This window comes from Oceaniglobus trochenteri, from assembly GCF_020529025.1.
Classification (GTDB): domain Bacteria; phylum Pseudomonadota; class Alphaproteobacteria; order Rhodobacterales; family Rhodobacteraceae; genus Oceaniglobus; species Oceaniglobus trochenteri.
In genome coordinates, this window is record NZ_JACNMM010000004.1 from 322,796 (window position 1) to 337,016 (window position 14,221).

A 14,221-nucleotide genomic window follows, 5' to 3' on the forward strand; every position below is an offset into this window, starting at 1 on the left:
ATGCGCAACAGATGACGAAGATTGACGCCATTAACGAACGGATATTGCAGGCCCTGTCGCGCAATGCCCGGCAAAGCAACATGGAACTGGCCGAACGGATCGGCCTGTCGCCCTCGGCCTGCCTGCGCCGGGTGCAGGAGCTTGAGCGCATCGGCGTGATCCGGGGTTATCGCGCGGTGCTGGACGGCGAAGCGGTCGGGCGCGGCTTTGTGGCTTACATGACCGTGGGGCTGAACGATCACACCAAGCGCAGCCAGGAGGCCTTCGAGAGGTCCATCGCCCAGGCGCCGCAGGTTGTCGAATGCCACAACATCACCGGCACCGTGGAATACCTGCTGCGCATCGAGGTGCGCGATCTTGCGGCCTACAAGTACTTTCACACCGATGTCCTGGGCACCTTGCCTCAGGTCAGCGCGATCACCACCTATGTCGTCATGGGCTCACCCAAGGACACGCGCGCCTGACATTGCCGTGAGGGGCCTTGGCCGGCGTGTGGCTTGCTGGCATATGCAGCCCAAGGAAACAACGAAGACGAGGACCAGTATGGCAGGCACACCCCCCACCCGACGCAGGATGCTGGCAACGGCCGCGGCTTTCATCGCGGCACCGCAGATCATCCGCGCTCAGGATATCCAACCCGACGTGCGGGCCGATCCGACGGCGCGGCGCAATGCCTCGGCCTTCGTGACCCAGCGCTGGGAAGACCACTTCGACCAGCTGGGCCGTGTCACCATCGTGGCCGACACCACCTCGCGCGCGCTGCACTATTGGGCGGCCGATGGCAGCGATTACCGGATGTACCCCACGTCGGTGCCGCTGACCGAAGAGCTGACGCGCCTCGGCTATACCGAGGTGGTGCGCAAGAAGGTCGGCCCCACCTGGACGCCGACAGCTTCGATGCGCGAGCGTGATCCGACACTGCCCACCTTCATGCCCGCGGGCGAGGATAACCCCCTGGGCACCCATGCGCTCTATCTCAGCTGGCCTGCCTACCTGATCCACGGCACCCACGATACCCGCAAGATCGGGCGCCGTTCGTCCTCGGGCTGCATCGGCCTGTACAACCGCCAGATCGCCGAACTGTTTGAACTCGTGCCGGTCGGCGCGCAGGTCCGCCTTATCTGACGAACCCCATCTGACGAAAAGGAAACGGCGCGCCCATGTCGGGTGCGCCGTTTCTGTTTTCAGGCGGCCAATTCGCCTTTCACCAGGGTTTCGATCTCATCGACCGAATGGTTGGTCAGGGTCTTCGGGATCTCACCGATGATCTTATCCTCGACCTCCTTGTGCAGGCTCTTGCGCAACTCGCCCAGAACCTTCGGCGCGGCGACGATCACCAGGTGCTTGAATTCCCCCCGATGGGCCTGCCGATAAAGGATATCGGCCAAGTCATCCGCGAACCTATCCTTGGCCAGTTGGTGCCAATCGGTATCCTGAAAGGCCGAGCGTGGCCCGGATGAGGCATTGCCGGGCCGGCCCTCCTGCATGCGCCCCGGACGGTTGGCGGACTGGTCAATGTCCTTGGGGTTGTCCTGCTCCTCGATCCGCCGAACCTGAAGATAGGGGTCTTCACCGTCGGTCACATTCTCAAGGAACAGCGCCTTCTCGCCGTCGGCGATCAGAACCCAGGCTCCGTTTTTCAATCGGGTCATACTATTTGTCCCCCGTGCCGTGGTGTCCGCCAAGGTTGCCGTCACCCTTTTCGTCGGATTTTGTGACGCGGGTCTTCCCGCCACCCTGTTCGGCGCGTTTCAACTCGTCGCGGGTGCCGACCTTGCGTTCCAGATTGCCCTGCGCGCGGCCCTGCTGGCCCGGCGTGGCGGTGTCGTCGATCAGCGCATCGGTGTCGCGGCTGCCATCGGTTGATCTCTTGCGTTCGGCCATTGTCATGTCCTTTCACTTCAACTGTGAAATCAACACGCGCCAAGGGCCGAAGTTCCCGAAGGAAGATCGCCGCCGCTCTCATCTTTGGTCTTAAAAATACCCCGCCGGAGGCTCCCGCAGGATCAGGTCGCGCTGCCCTGGGATCGGGCGCGCACCATTCGCAACGGGCGCCCGCAAGGAATGGACTGGCGCGCCCTGCGCGCCTCCGCCGGGTCAGGCGCCGCAGTCGCCCACCAGCTGCTCATAACGCGACACGATCCAGCCGGGCGCATCGCTGGGGATCTGTTCGTCGATGCTGGCCTGTGTGCGGGCAAAGATCTTTGCGGTGCGGCTGTTGTCGACCATGGGAATCGAATCCGTCGTCACCATGCGGTCGTAGACCACCATCGCCACCGCAACCAGAAGAACACCCCGCGCCACCCCGAAGAGAAAGCCGATGGCCTGGTCCACGCCGCCAAGGGCCGACCGCTGGACCGCCCCGGCAAAAAGCGGCGTGAAGATCGAGGCCAGCACCAGCGCCACCGCGAAGACGGCGGCAAAGGCGGCGATGATCGACAATTCGCAACTGTCGCCCAGGAAATCGCCCAGAACTGGGATCTCCCGCACCAGGGGTTCGGCCTGGGGGGCGAAGATGAAGGCCAGGATGGCCGCCGCGATCCAGCCGACGATGGCCATCGCCTCGCGCACGAAACCGCGGGAATAGGCCAGGATGGCCGAAATCACGATCACTGCCGCGACCACACCATCAATGATGGTAAAACCTTCCATAACCGTCGCCTTTTCCTGTTGCAGCCCGCGGGCCGCCGATGTCATCCCGCGCCGAACAGATCACCCACAAGCCCGGTCAGATCGCCGTACTGTCGCAGGGACAGGCCGAACGTTCCAGAGGTCTTGCTGCGCTCGGGCGCAATCGCCGCCGTGAAACCAAGTTTTTGCGCCTCTTTCAACCTGTTTTCGGTCTGACCGACAGGGCGCAGGGCGCCCGACAGGCTGATTTCACCAAAAACCACCGATTGGGCGGGCAGGGCGGTGTCTTCCCGCGCGCTGAGCAGGGCCATGGCCACCGCCAGGTCGGCCGCCGGTTCGCTGACGCGAAGGCCGCCTGCCACGTTCAGATAGACGTCAAGGCCGGTGAAGGGGATCGCACAGCGCGCCTCCAGCACCGCCAGAATCATCGCCAGCCGCCCACCGTCCCATCCGACGGTGCTGCGCCGGGGCTGGCTGTGGGGCGTGGGGGCCACCAGCGCCTGGAATTCACACAGCACCGGGCGCGTGCCTTCGATTCCGGCAAAGACCACCGACCCGGGCGCCGGGTTCTCGCGGTCGCTGAGAAACAGCGCGCTGGGGTTCGTCACCTCGGCCAGGCCATCGCCTGTCATCTCGAAAACGCCGATCTCGTCCGCCGGGCCAAAGCGGTTCTTCACCGCCCGCAGGATGCGAAACTGGTGGCCGCGTTCGCCCTCGAAATACAGTACGGTGTCGACCATGTGTTCCACCACGCGCGGCCCGGCGATCTGACCGTCCTTGGTGACGTGGCCCACCAGGATCACCGCCACCCCGTGGCGCTTGGCAAAGGTGGTCAGTTCATGGGCCGCCGCACGCACCTGGCTGACCGAACCGGGCGCCGATGACACCTGATCGCTCCACATGGTCTGGATCGAATCGATGATTGCAAGGGCCGGCTTTTCCGTCTCCAGCATGGTCAGGATGTCGCGCAGGTTGGTTTCCGTCGCCAGCTTGACGGGGGCCGAGGCAAGGCCAAGGCGTTGGGCGCGCATCCGCACCTGGGCGCTGGCCTCTTCGCCGCTGACATAGACCGATTTCAGCCCGGCGTTGGCGAAACTGGCCGCCGCCTGCAACAGAAGCGTGGATTTGCCGATACCCGGATCGCCGCCCACCAGAATGGCCGAAGCCGGGACAAGCCCGCCCCCCAGCACCCGGTCCAGTTCGTCGATGCCCGACGACGTGCGCGGCGGCGGGGACTCGTCGCTGGCCAGATCGGACAGGACGATGCGGTTGCCCCGTTTCGACCCCAGCGATTGCGCGGCGGGGCCAGACGACAGGGGCACTTCCTCGACGATGGAGTTCCACGCGCCACAGGCATCGCAGCGGCCCGACCATTTGGAATGGGCCGCACCGCAGGCGTTACAGGTATATCCGGGAGCTTTTGCCATGGCGTCTTTTGCCCCCAAAGGGCCGGGCGGCGCAAGGGTGCCATCATCACTCGGCGGCGGTGGCCCGTGGATAGGGCAGGACGTTGCCGTGCTTGCGCCGTGCAAAGCCCAGTTTTTCCAGCGCCTCGCCGAATTCCTCGTCGAAGCGGGCCAGTTGGCTTTCCATCACGGCCTCTTCCACCTCGACGTTTTCGACCCAGCGGCGCAATTCATGGCCGATGGTATTGGCCTCGGCGATGCGGGTCTGGAACTGTTCGATCTCGGCCTGCCGTTCCCGCAGGAAACTGCGTGCGCGGTCCACCTTGTCGTCGGCATATATGCGGGCCAGTTCGGCGCTGGCGGTGCTCATCAGAGCGGCGGTTTCCAGGATGTTCGGTTCAAGGTTCCCCAGGTCGGGGTGCTGGCGCAGGAAGGCCATGCGCTCTTTCACGGCGTCGAACTGTTCGTGCAGGCGGAAGACCCCTTCGCGGTCGGCGGCATGGCAAATGCGATAGGCGTCGGCCACGTCGCTCATGCAGATGGAAAAGTCGCGGTGGCTGCGCTCCAGCCGCATGACGCGCGAACCGCCCGGCACCATGCAGGCCAGCAGCACCAGCAACAGGGCAAGGCCGGATTGAACGTAGATTCCCGCCTCTTCGACCCGGTATTCCCCAAAGGTGAGGGGCAGCGTCAGCCAGGGCAGGTAACCGGTCAGCGCGGCGGCGATGCTGGCGATGGCCGCCAGCGCCAGAAGGGTGATGCCGATCATCGCCAGGCGTTGCACCAGGTTGGAGACCGTCTGGGCGAACCCTATCCTGCGCTGCGTCATTCGAATGCTCCCCCAAAGCTGGATGAATGCGGCACCGTCTTTTCCAGTGCTTGCGATGATAAGCGGATTTCTGCCCAGTTCGTTCCAATCGTTGCGTTAATTCGTCGCGCTGTGTTCTATTTGTCGCGGCCCTGGGGCTGGGAGAGGGCCTGGAGGCGCTGTGCCTGTTCGCCGATGTGCCGGTTCAGCGGAATCACGGTTTCACCGCGCCTGGCGCGATCCTCGACCGAGGTTTCGAAGCCCAGTTGCGGCAGCAGCTCAAGAAGATCGGCTTCGAGCTTTCCGAGATGGCGGCGCACCAGCGCCTCTTCGGTCTGCACCTCCAGCAGCCAGTGGCGCAGCTGGTCGCAGGTGTCGCGGGCCATCTTGATCGTGTCGTCCATGCGTGCCGCTTCTTCCTGGCGGGCGCGCAGGAATTCGCGGGCGCGTTCCACCTTTTCGGTCGAATAGATGCGGGCCAGCTCGCGCGATTCGTGGCTCATCTGGGCGGCCACCTCCATCACGCCCGGTTCAAGTGCGCCAAGATCGGGGTGGTTGCGCAGGTGGTTGATGCGCTCGCGCACCGAATCGAACTCGGACGAGGCGCGGAACAGCCCGGCGCGGTCGGCGGCATGGCTGGTGCGATAGGCGCGGGCGACATCCTCCATGTTCATGTGAAAGTCGCGGTGCGATTGTTCCAGCCGCAGGATTCGGCGGCTGGCGGGCAGGAAGAAGCACAGCCCGACGCAGAACAGCGTGAACCCGACCTGAAGCGCGACACCGGCCCAGGGCAGGGTGACGCCGCCATAGCGCGCGTCGATCTCGAACCAGGGGGCGATCCCGGCAAGGGACATCAGCGTCAGCCCGCCCATCAACCCGGCCAGAACCGCCAGTGCCACCAGCGCGCCCGTCTGCGCCATCGTTCCCAACCCCATCACGGGGGGAGGTTTCAAACTGTCCATACCTTGTACACCCACTGCACCCTTCACCGCGATCTCGCGGGGCGGGGGGGAATGTGTCAAGGATCGGGCAGGGTTGGCGGGTTATAACCCCTTGTTGCGCATACAGTTAACCAACTGGCACGCGATTGTATTGGGGCGGGCGACAATTCGCGCCAAAGATGGCGCAAATGTGGCGAAACGGAATCGCCCGGATCAGGCGCCCCCGGCGTAGCGGCGATGATACCGCGCCCCCAGCGAGGTGAGGATCTCATAGCCGATGGTGCCGGCCGCATCGGCCAGATCGTCGATGGTCTGAAGCGGACAGAGAATATCAAGGTGGTCGGGCACCCGCGTCAGGTGGGTGATGTCCACCGTCAGAAGGTCCATCGAAACCCGTCCTGCCAGGGGGCAGGGGGTGTCTTCGGAAAAGACCACGGCAACATTGCCAAGGGCGCGGATCAGCCCGTCGGCATAACCGGCGGCCAGGGTGGCGATGACAGTGTGTTCCTCGGCCGTCCAGCTGGCGCCATAGCCCACGGTTTCACCTGCCGCGACGTCGCGGGTCTGGATCACCGGAAGCGACAGGCGCACGACGGGCTCAGCCTCGCCAAAGGGGGCGCCGCCATAAAGCCCGACGCCGGGGCGGGTGACATCGAAGTGATAGTCGGGGCCAAGCAGGATGCCGCCCGTCGCCGAAAGCGACCGGGGCACGCCCAAGTCGTCGGTCATGTCGTGAAACACCGAAAGCTGCTCGGCGTTCATCCTGTCCTCGGGGTCGTCGGCGCAGGCAAGGTGGCTCATCACAAGGCGGGGTTTCTGGGCCATCACGATCGCGCGTGCGGCGCCCCATTCCGTCGGCTCAAGGCCAAGGCGGTTCATGCCGGTGTCAAGCTGCACGCCGAAGGCGTGGCCGGGCAGGGATTCGAAATGCCGGGTCATCTGTTCGATGCTGTTCAGCATGGGGATCAGCGACAGATCGTGCAGGATGTCGGCGTCGCCCGGCATGTGGCCGGAAAAGACATGGATCGCCGGCTCGGTCCCGATTTCCTGGCGCAGGGCCGCGCCTTCCTCGGCGACGGCGACGAAGAACCGCTTTGCGCCCGCCCTTTGCAGCGCGCGCGCCACCTTGCCCGCGCCCAGGCCATAGCCATCGGCCTTGACCACGGCGCCGGTTTCAACCCCCGGCCCCGACAGCGCATCAAGCGCACGCCAGTTGGCCACGAGGGCGTCGAGATCGATGTGAAGCGTTCCTGTTGCCATGCGCCGTTTGTGACCAAGCCCGCGGGCCGAGGCAAGGGGCCGAAGAGGGAAATTATTCGCCTCGGCGGCTCAGCGCCGCTGGCTGTCGGGCGCCGCGGTGGTGACAAGGGGCAGGTACATGGCGATTTCCGCGCCCGCGGCTGTATTGGCAATCTCCAACCCGCCGCCGGACTGTTCGGAAAACCCCTTGACCATGGGCAGGCCAAGCCCCGATCCCTGACCGATGGACTTGGTGGTGAAGAAGGGTTCGGCCACCCGGTCGATCAGGTGGTCGGGGATGCCCGAGCCGGTGTCACGCACCGCGATTCGGGCGTAGGTGCCGGGGCGCAGCTCGTCGTCGGTGTCCGACAGGATCTCGGCCCGCGTGATGGCCACGGTGATCGTGCCGCGCCCCTCCATGGCGTCGCGGGCGTTGATCACCAGGTTCATCAGCGCGGTGTCCAGCGATGGGCGGTCGCACAGGATAGGGGGCAGACCGGGCGCCAGTTCGTGGCGCAGGGTGATCGTGGCGGGCAGTATCCGCTGCATGGTGCGCCCGAAGGTTTCCAGCATGTTGCCCGCATCCACCGGCACCGGATTAAGCTGCGCGCGCCGCGAGAACGCCAGAAGCTGTGCCACAAGGCCCGCCGCCCGTTCGGCGGCACGATGGGCCTCGGTCAGGCTTTCGTCGGCCTCGGCCGCGTGGGGGGCCAACCTGGCAAGTTCGATGTTGCCCAGAACTACGGTCAGGATATTGTTGAAATCATGGGCAATTCCGGTGGTCAGCTGACCGATGGCCTGGATCTTGGCGCTTTGGCCTGCGCGCCGCTCGTTCTCCATCACCCGGGTGCGCAGCTTCAGCCCGTCGATATGGGCGTAGACGTAGTATCCGGCGCTGCATATGGCGCCCAGCCCGATCAGCAGGGATTCACCGGTCATCCCCAACCCGGCGATCCAGTAGAACCCCATGAACAGGATCGACAGCCCCACCACCGCCATGTCGGCCCTGGCAATGTTGGGATCGAAGGTGTGGCGCGTGAGGTTCAGCATCGACAGCCCGAACAGCGCACCGACCGCCACGGCATTCACCGCCGGGTCGGGCAGCGTCCAGAGATAGAGGGGCATGAGCGCGAAGAAGCTGGTCGTGACGACGTAAAAGGCCACGGCCACCCGGTATTGCCGGCGCGTTCCGGGCGGGCGCTGCCGCTTCATGTAGGTGAAGTATCCGACGTTGATGGTCTCGAAAACCAGAAGCCACCAAAGGACGATCGTCAGCCCCGTCACCAGAACCAGCGTCAGCGAGACACTGACGACGATGGCGTTGCGCAGCAGGAATTCGTAGGAGCGGCCGACATCGGCATCGTGAATCCGGCGAAGCCGCAGCCATTGTTCGTCGACGCGGGCGGCATAGGATGTTGGCACGGTCTTATCCCAATCAAATGCCGTCGCGCGGCAGGCCTTTTCGCCGTGCCTGGCCCGAAATGGGCCTGGCCCGATATTGTATCACAATCGGCCCGGTTCGCCGTTTCCCGGGCGCGATCAGGCCACCATTTCCGTGACCGGCGCAATGGGGGTTTTCCCGACCCCCGCTAGAACTCCGTGTCGCCCTGTTGTTGCCAGGGCTGAACCAGGTTGCCGAAGCGCGTGAACCGCCCTTCGAACGACAGGTCGACCGTGCCGATGGGGCCGTGCCGCTGCTTGCCGATGATGACCTCGGCGCGTCCGTGCAGACGCTCCATCTCTTCCTGCCAGGCAGCGACCTTTTCCAGCTCGTGATCGCCGGGCTTCTCGCGTTCCTTGTAGTATTCCTCGCGGAACACGAACATCACGACGTCGGCGTCCTGCTCGATCGAACCCGATTCCCGCAGATCCGAAAGCTGCGGGCGCTTGTCGTCGCGGCTTTCCACCTGGCGCGACAGCTGCGACAGCGCCACCACCGGAATGTCCAGTTCCTTGGCGATGGCCTTGAGCCCCATGGTGATCTCGGAAATCTCGTTCACCCGGTTCTCGCTGCGCCCGGTTCCGCGCACCAGTTGCAGATAGTCCACCATCAGCACGTCCAACCCATGGGTGCGCTTCAGCCTTCGCGCCCGGGCGGCCAGCTGGCTGATCGGCAGGGCAGGGGTGTCGTCGATGAACAGCGGACAGGCCTCGAGCGATTTGGCCGCCTCGACGAAGCGGCGGAACTCGGCCTCGTTCATGTCGCCCCGGCGAATCTGTTCGCTGGGCACCTCGCTGGCCTCCGAGAGGATACGCGCCGCCAACTGCTCGGCGCTCATTTCAAGGCTGTAGAAGCCCACGACGCCGCCATCCACCGCGCCTTCGCTGCCATCGGGCAGGCGGCCGCGCTTGTAGGCCTTGGCGATGTTGAAGGCGATGTTGGTGGCCAGCGATGTCTTGCCCATCGACGGCCGCCCGGCCAGGATCAGAAGGTCCGACTTGTGCAGCCCGCCCAACTTCTTGTCCATGTCCACAAGGCCGGTGGACACGCCCGACAGCCCGCCCTCGCGCTGATAGGCGGCGTTGGCGACATTCACCGCGTCGGTGACGGCCTTCAGAAAGCTCTGGAACCCCTGGCTGGCCTGGCCCGCCTCGCCAAGCTTGTAAAGCCGCTGCTCGGCCTCGACGATCTGCTCTTTCGGCTCGCTCGCCACGTCCACCTTGGCGGCCTTGGCGCTGATGTCACGGCCCAGCTGGATCAGCTCGCGGCGGACCGAAAGATCATGGATCATCTGCGCATAGTCGCGTGCCGCGAATGATGAAATCGCCGCCCCCGCCAGCCGCATCAGGTAGGACGGCCCGCCCAGCTCCTTCAGGCCCGGATCGTCCTCCATGAACGCCTTCAGCGTGACCGGGCTGGCCAAAGCGTTCTTGGCGATGCGGGCCGCGGCAATCTCGTATATCCGCGCATGCACCGGATCGTAGAAATGGCTTTCGTTGACGATGCTGGCGATGCGGTCGAAAATGTCGTTGTTGGTCAGGATCGCGCCCAGCAGCTGCTGCTCGGCCTCGATGTTGTGGGGCAGAAGGTCGGGCGCCTCGCCGCCTTCCGCTGAAATTTCGCCACTGCGGATCGTTGCGATCTCGTTCATCTCTGCCCTCGTACCAATGCCTGCCTGACGTACCGGGGGTCTTAGGGCCTTCACCCGGTGGGGTGCAAATTGTATCTTTCTGTGGATAGTTTCCCGAGGCCCGGCGTCGCACCGCATCTTGCGACACGACGCCGAAGGTCGTCAACATCTGCCCGCAGCGTGCTGTGGCGAAGGAGGCTTTCCGCCGATCAAACCCGACGTCAGCCGCGCGCGTCCTGCCAGGCGCGGGGGGCGCGCAGGAAGGATTCGACCTCGTCCAGTGTGTCGTCGTCAAAGGCCGCCCGCCGCCGCGCCTCGGCCAGGACGTCCCACCAGGTGCACAGGTGGTGCAACTGCACACCGTGCCCGCCCAGTGTTTCGATCGTGCCGGGGAAGATGCCGTAATAGAAGATCACGGCCGTATGCCCGCAGGTCGCGCCAGTGTCGCGAATCGCATCCACGAAGGACAGCTTGCTGCCCCCGTCGGTGGTCAGATCCTCCACCAGAAGCACCCGCTGGCCCTCGGTCATCACCCCCTCGATGCGGGCGTTGCGCCCGTATCCCTTGGGCTTCTTGCGCACATAGGTCATGGGCAGGGCCAGGCGTTCAGCCACCCAGGCACCAAAGGGAATGCCCGCCGTCTCACCGCCTGCGACATTGTCGAAGGCCTCGAACCCCGCCTCGCGCATGACCGTGACGGCCAGGAAATCCATGCAGATGCTGCGGATTCGCGGATAAGACACCAACTTGCGGCAATCAATGTAGGTGGGCGAAGGCAGCCCCGAGGCCAGCTTGAAGGGCTCGGTCGCGTTGAAATGAACCGCCCCGATCTCAAGCAGCATCCCTGCCGTGAGCCGCGCAATCTCGTCCTTGGCCGGAAACCCGCTGGGTATCATGAAGCCGCCCTTCCATCTTTGGTCAACAAATATCCCCGCCGGAGGCTCCGACGGTGCATTCCGCGCCTCGGCCCCGCCGTCAGGCCACCACCCGCCAATGCAGGGGCATCATCGGATCGAACACCGTAACCGGTCCGTCCTCGGTGGCGATGGCCGCCGGATAACTGACCGGTTCGCCCTTTTCCAGTGTCACGCGATCTTCATTCACCGGCAGGCCGTAGAAGCCAGGACCATGGCGAGAGGCAAAGCCCTCAAGCCGCTCCAAAGCGCCCTCGGCCTCGAAAACCTCGGCCAGGATCGACAGGGTGTTGGTGGCGGTGAAACAACCGGCACAGCCGCAGGGCATCAGCTTGGCGCTGTCCAGGTGCGGTGCGCTGTCCGTCCCGAGGAAGAAGGCCGCCTCGCCAGAGGTGGCCGCAGTGACGAGGGCGCGGCGGTGCTCTTCGCGCTTGGCCACGGGCAGGCAATAATAATGGGGCCTGATCCCACCGGCCAGGATGTGGTTGCGGTTGATCACCAGGTGGTGCGTCGTGATCGTGGCGGCCAGGTCGGACCCGCCCGCGCGAACGTAGTCCACGGCGTCGCGGGTCGTAACATGCTCCATCACCACGCGCAGGCCCGCAATCTCGCGGCGGATCGGGTCAAGCACGCGGTCGATGAACACTGCCTCGCGGTCGAAGATGTCCACGGTAGGGTCCGTCACCTCGCCATGGACGCAAAGCGGTAGGCCGATCTCGGCCATGGTCTCCAGCACCGGCTTCACCCTGGTGAAATCGGACACGCCGCTGGCCGAATTGGTGGTCGCCCCGGCCGGGTAAAGCTTGACCGCGGTGATCAGCCCGCTTTCGGCGGCGGCACGCAGATCGGCGGCCTCGGTCTCTTCGGTCAGGTAAAGCGTCATCAGCGGCTGAAAATCGGCCCCTTCGGGCATCGCGGCCAGGATGCGGTCGCGATAGGCCGTCGCCTGCGCGGCCGTCACCACGGGCGGCACCAGGTTGGGCATGATCAGCGCCCGGGCGAAATCACGGGTGGTTTCAGGCAGCACGGCCCGCATCATGGCGCCGTCGCGCAGATGCAGGTGCCAATCGTCGGGGCGGGGCAGGGTGATACGGGTCATGGCCCGTTGGTTACCCCGTCGCGATGGCGGTTTCCAGTGGGCAAATCACGGCGCCATCGGGCGTGGGCCTTGGCGCGGGGGCATTTCCGGTTCTCCCCGCGTGGCCTTGCGTCTGCTGCATTGCGGCATTGCGCAATCGTGCCTCCCGTTTCCGGACGATCGGGCCTATTTGAAAGGCAACGGAAGATATTGAAAAGATGAAACGAGGAACCTGATCATGGCAACCGCAACTTTCGAATCCCGCAACAATGCAGCTGCAGCATCCCAGGGCGGTGCCATCCGTTCGGGCCTGGCATCGTGGTTCACGGCATTCGGCAAGGCAATCACCGTCAGCCGCGAATACAACCAGCGCCGCGCACGGATTGCCAACCTCAACGCGCTGTCCGATCGTGACCTGGCCGACATCGGCCTGTCGCGCGATCAGATCATCCACTACGTCTACAGCGATTTCCTGAAGGACTGAGCAGTCAGGCGCCGGGCGCGCCCATTGCGATGCCCGGCACGGGTTTGCGTGCCGAGCCGTCAATAGAGGAACGAGGCAAAGACCTGTTGGCGGTCAGTGAAGGCTGCCGACGATGGTGACGACGCCACCCTTGCGCTGCACGGTATATTGCGGCGCGGCTTCTTCGACCGGCGCGGCGGCTTCTACAGGGGCCGTCGGCTCGAACGCCGCCTTGGCGGTGGTCTGCTGTCCCTGATCCGTGGTTTCGACACAGGCGGCCAGCCCCAGAAGCATGGTCGGGAAGAGAATTTTCATGGTGTACTGCTCTTTTCTTGTTTGGTGATCGAAACCTAGCCGCACTTTCCCCATTAAACCAGAGAACAGATGCGCAGGCCAGCCATCGATTGCATCGAAGTTGAAGGATTACAACAACGCGGCGCGCCTGACACGGGGGGATGTTGTGTTGGGCAAGAGACTGCCCATTCCGGTCTTGGGCAGGAAGATCGCCGCCGACCGGGGTGATCCAGCGGCGGCGCGCAGGCGCGCCACGACATGACCCCCACCATGCCCATCCGGGCAAGGCGGGGCCCGTTGGCGCCCTTGTCAGGCCGAGCGCGAGGCCGGAATGGCGATGCCCTGCTGCTTAAGGTCCGCCTCGATCTGTTCGAACCGCTTGGTGAACCTGTGGCGACCGGTCCGCTGTGCCACGTTGCGCACGGCCAGCGCCTCGAGCAACGGGCGCTTCTGTTCGATCAGGCGGCCGATCAGGCGGCGCAGCCAGGCGGGATCGTCGCGGCGCACGCGCAGGGCCGCGTAAAAGCCGGTGGCGTCCAGCTCGCCCTCCATGGCGCGTACCACCATTTCTTCAAGCAGGCCCAGTTCGGTCAGGCCGGATTCGATGTCCGACCCCATGTTGCGGCAGGACAGGCGGCGCAGGTCACCGCCCGTGATGGCGCGGGCATGGGCGCGGTCCTGCGGTTGATTCGGATCGCTGAGCAGAAGCACGGAGGTTGCCGCCGCCAGGCTTTCGGCGCTGACGGGATAGCGGCTGGTGAAATCGATTTCCCCGGCGTCGGGGAAGCGCGGATCGTCGGGGGCATCGGCGCCCAGGCCCACCTGCGGGGCCAGCGCCATCACCCTTGCGCCCGGCGCGGTCAGCGCAAAGGCCAGCGCGGCATGCCCGCCCGAGCCCTGACCATAGAACAGCACGGTTTCGAACTGGTCCAGCAGGGTGCCGTCGACCAGGGCGTCGAAGAAATTGATCACCTCGGGCGCGCGGAACCATGTATCGCCCCGCGACACCAGCGTCAGGGTCGACCAATCCATGTCTTCCGCAAGGTCGTCAAAGCGCGACATACGGTCTGCCAGCTTGTCCTCGCCGCGTTCAGTTTCGAAGCTGACAAAAAGGGCGGGGCCGCGCCGCTGGAAGCGGATATAGTGGGAGGGGTTCAGCGCATAGGCGAATTCGTTCAGAGATCCGGCGTCCATCGAATCTTCGTCCAGATCGTCGTCGAACGCATCGTCGGCCATAATTTCCTGCGTTTTCATCGTTCTAACACCTTTCGAGCCAGTCGTCGCCCTCGTCCCTCGGGCACCGGTTTAACCAACAAATGGTCTCGTTTTGTGCTGAGAATAAGTCTTTTTCTGGCATGGGCCAGCAATTGTCGGTC

16 protein-coding genes are annotated in these 14,221 nt (G+C 64.7%); 3 read left to right on the forward strand and 13 right to left on the reverse strand.

Annotation, left to right across the window (positions count from 1 at the left end; translation table 11 throughout):
* The first annotated feature begins 11 nt into the window (after window positions 1-11).
* Window positions 12-464 carry an Lrp/AsnC family transcriptional regulator gene (locus H7828_RS08980; RefSeq protein WP_226780679.1) on the forward strand — a complete coding sequence of 151 codons (453 nt, stop codon included), beginning with the start codon at window positions 12-14 and terminating at the stop codon, window positions 462-464.
* Window positions 465-543: 79 nt separating this feature from the next.
* Window positions 544-1,125 (forward strand): L,D-transpeptidase, encoded by a 582-nt coding sequence (locus H7828_RS08985; protein ID WP_226780680.1) that lies wholly within the window; start codon window positions 544-546, stop codon window positions 1,123-1,125.
* A 59-nt stretch (window positions 1,126-1,184) separates the two neighbouring features.
* On the opposite strand, the gene H7828_RS08990 is transcribed toward H7828_RS08985, so the two are convergent.
* The 11 genes from H7828_RS08990 to pyrC all read right to left on the reverse strand — a co-directional run bounded on the left by H7828_RS08990 (window position 1,185) and on the right by pyrC (window position 12,109).
* The gene (locus tag H7828_RS08990; protein ID WP_226780681.1) at window positions 1,185-1,652 is read right to left on the reverse strand and encodes a host attachment family protein; all 468 of its coding nucleotides are present in this window, start codon (window positions 1,650-1,652) and stop codon (window positions 1,185-1,187) included.
* 1 nt (window position 1,653) lies between these two features.
* A complete protein-coding gene (locus H7828_RS08995; protein ID WP_226780682.1) occupies window positions 1,654-1,884 on the reverse strand; it encodes a hypothetical protein in 231 nt (76 codons plus the stop codon).
* A gap of 213 nt (window positions 1,885-2,097) precedes the next feature.
* Window positions 2,098-2,652, reverse strand: a complete 555-nt coding sequence (locus tag H7828_RS09000; protein WP_226780683.1) for a CvpA family protein — start codon at window positions 2,650-2,652, stop codon at window positions 2,098-2,100.
* Between the two features lie 41 nt (window positions 2,653-2,693).
* Complete coding sequence (radA, locus tag H7828_RS09005) at window positions 2,694-4,058, reverse strand: DNA repair protein RadA (RefSeq protein WP_226780684.1); 1,365 nt, start codon at window positions 4,056-4,058, stop codon at window positions 2,694-2,696.
* Window positions 4,059-4,104: 46 nt separating this feature from the next.
* Window positions 4,105-4,866: a DNA repair protein gene (locus H7828_RS09010; protein ID WP_226780685.1), complete on the reverse strand. Its 762-nt coding sequence runs from the start codon at window positions 4,864-4,866 to the stop codon at window positions 4,105-4,107.
* 116 nt (window positions 4,867-4,982) lie between these two features.
* Complete coding sequence (locus H7828_RS09015) at window positions 4,983-5,798, reverse strand: DNA repair protein (protein ID WP_226780686.1); 816 nt, start codon at window positions 5,796-5,798, stop codon at window positions 4,983-4,985.
* A gap of 201 nt (window positions 5,799-5,999) precedes the next feature.
* Window positions 6,000-7,046 carry an alanine racemase gene (gene alr / locus H7828_RS09020; protein ID WP_226780687.1) on the reverse strand — a complete coding sequence of 349 codons (1,047 nt, stop codon included), beginning with the start codon at window positions 7,044-7,046 and terminating at the stop codon, window positions 6,000-6,002.
* 69 nt (window positions 7,047-7,115) lie between these two features.
* A complete protein-coding gene (locus H7828_RS22940; protein WP_226780688.1) occupies window positions 7,116-8,447 on the reverse strand; it encodes an ATP-binding protein in 1,332 nt (443 codons plus the stop codon).
* Window positions 8,448-8,614: 167 nt separating this feature from the next.
* Entirely contained in the window at window positions 8,615-10,117 is a 1,503-nt protein-coding gene (locus H7828_RS09030) for a replicative DNA helicase (protein ID WP_226780689.1), read from the reverse strand.
* Between the two features lie 200 nt (window positions 10,118-10,317).
* Window positions 10,318-10,992, reverse strand: a complete 675-nt coding sequence (locus tag H7828_RS09035; RefSeq protein WP_226780690.1) for an orotate phosphoribosyltransferase — start codon at window positions 10,990-10,992, stop codon at window positions 10,318-10,320.
* A gap of 79 nt (window positions 10,993-11,071) precedes the next feature.
* On the reverse strand, window positions 11,072-12,109 hold the full coding sequence (gene pyrC, locus H7828_RS09040; RefSeq protein WP_226780691.1) for a dihydroorotase: 1,038 nt from the start codon (window positions 12,107-12,109) through the stop codon (window positions 11,072-11,074).
* 217 nt (window positions 12,110-12,326) lie between these two features.
* Here pyrC and H7828_RS09045 point away from each other — a divergent pair, with 217 nt between their 5' ends.
* Window positions 12,327-12,572 carry a DUF1127 domain-containing protein gene (locus H7828_RS09045; RefSeq protein WP_226780692.1) on the forward strand — a complete coding sequence of 82 codons (246 nt, stop codon included), beginning with the start codon at window positions 12,327-12,329 and terminating at the stop codon, window positions 12,570-12,572.
* Window positions 12,573-12,665: 93 nt separating this feature from the next.
* Here the strand turns inward: H7828_RS09045 and H7828_RS09050 are convergent, their stop codons facing one another.
* Together H7828_RS09050 and H7828_RS09055 are read right to left on the reverse strand one after the other, a co-directional pair.
* Window positions 12,666-12,866 (reverse strand): hypothetical protein, encoded by a 201-nt coding sequence (locus H7828_RS09050; protein ID WP_226780693.1) that lies wholly within the window; start codon window positions 12,864-12,866, stop codon window positions 12,666-12,668.
* Window positions 12,867-13,154: 288 nt separating this feature from the next.
* On the reverse strand, window positions 13,155-14,081 hold the full coding sequence (locus H7828_RS09055) for a hypothetical protein (protein ID WP_226780694.1): 927 nt from the start codon (window positions 14,079-14,081) through the stop codon (window positions 13,155-13,157).
* Window positions 14,082-14,221: the final 140 nt, after the last annotated feature.

Bases quoted from the DNA above. Each gene is read 5' to 3' on its own strand.
- H7828_RS08980 (WP_226780679.1), top strand. From the start codon at position 12: ATGACGAAGATTGACGCCATTAACGAACGGATATTGCAGGCCCTGTCG.
- H7828_RS08985 (WP_226780680.1), top strand. From the start codon at position 544: ATGGCAGGCACACCCCCCACCCGACGCAGGATGCTGGCAACGGCCGCG.
- H7828_RS08990 (WP_226780681.1), bottom strand. From the start codon at position 1,652: ATGACCCGATTGAAAAACGGAGCCTGGGTTCTGATCGCCGACGGCGAG.
- H7828_RS08995 (WP_226780682.1), bottom strand. From the start codon at position 1,884: ATGGCCGAACGCAAGAGATCAACCGATGGCAGCCGCGACACCGATGCG.
- H7828_RS09000 (WP_226780683.1), bottom strand. From the start codon at position 2,652: ATGGAAGGTTTTACCATCATTGATGGTGTGGTCGCGGCAGTGATCGTG.
- radA (WP_226780684.1), bottom strand. From the start codon at position 4,058: ATGGCAAAAGCTCCCGGATATACCTGTAACGCCTGCGGTGCGGCCCAT.
- H7828_RS09010 (WP_226780685.1), bottom strand. From the start codon at position 4,866: ATGACGCAGCGCAGGATAGGGTTCGCCCAGACGGTCTCCAACCTGGTG.
- alr (WP_226780687.1), bottom strand. From the start codon at position 7,046: ATGGCAACAGGAACGCTTCACATCGATCTCGACGCCCTCGTGGCCAAC.
- H7828_RS09030 (WP_226780689.1), bottom strand. From the start codon at position 10,117: ATGAACGAGATCGCAACGATCCGCAGTGGCGAAATTTCAGCGGAAGGC.
- H7828_RS09035 (WP_226780690.1), bottom strand. From the start codon at position 10,992: ATGATACCCAGCGGGTTTCCGGCCAAGGACGAGATTGCGCGGCTCACG.
- pyrC (WP_226780691.1), bottom strand. From the start codon at position 12,109: ATGACCCGTATCACCCTGCCCCGCCCCGACGATTGGCACCTGCATCTG.
- H7828_RS09045 (WP_226780692.1), top strand. From the start codon at position 12,327: ATGGCAACCGCAACTTTCGAATCCCGCAACAATGCAGCTGCAGCATCC.
- H7828_RS09050 (WP_226780693.1), bottom strand. From the start codon at position 12,866: ATGAAAATTCTCTTCCCGACCATGCTTCTGGGGCTGGCCGCCTGTGTC.
- H7828_RS09055 (WP_226780694.1), bottom strand. From the start codon at position 14,081: ATGGCCGACGATGCGTTCGACGACGATCTGGACGAAGATTCGATGGAC.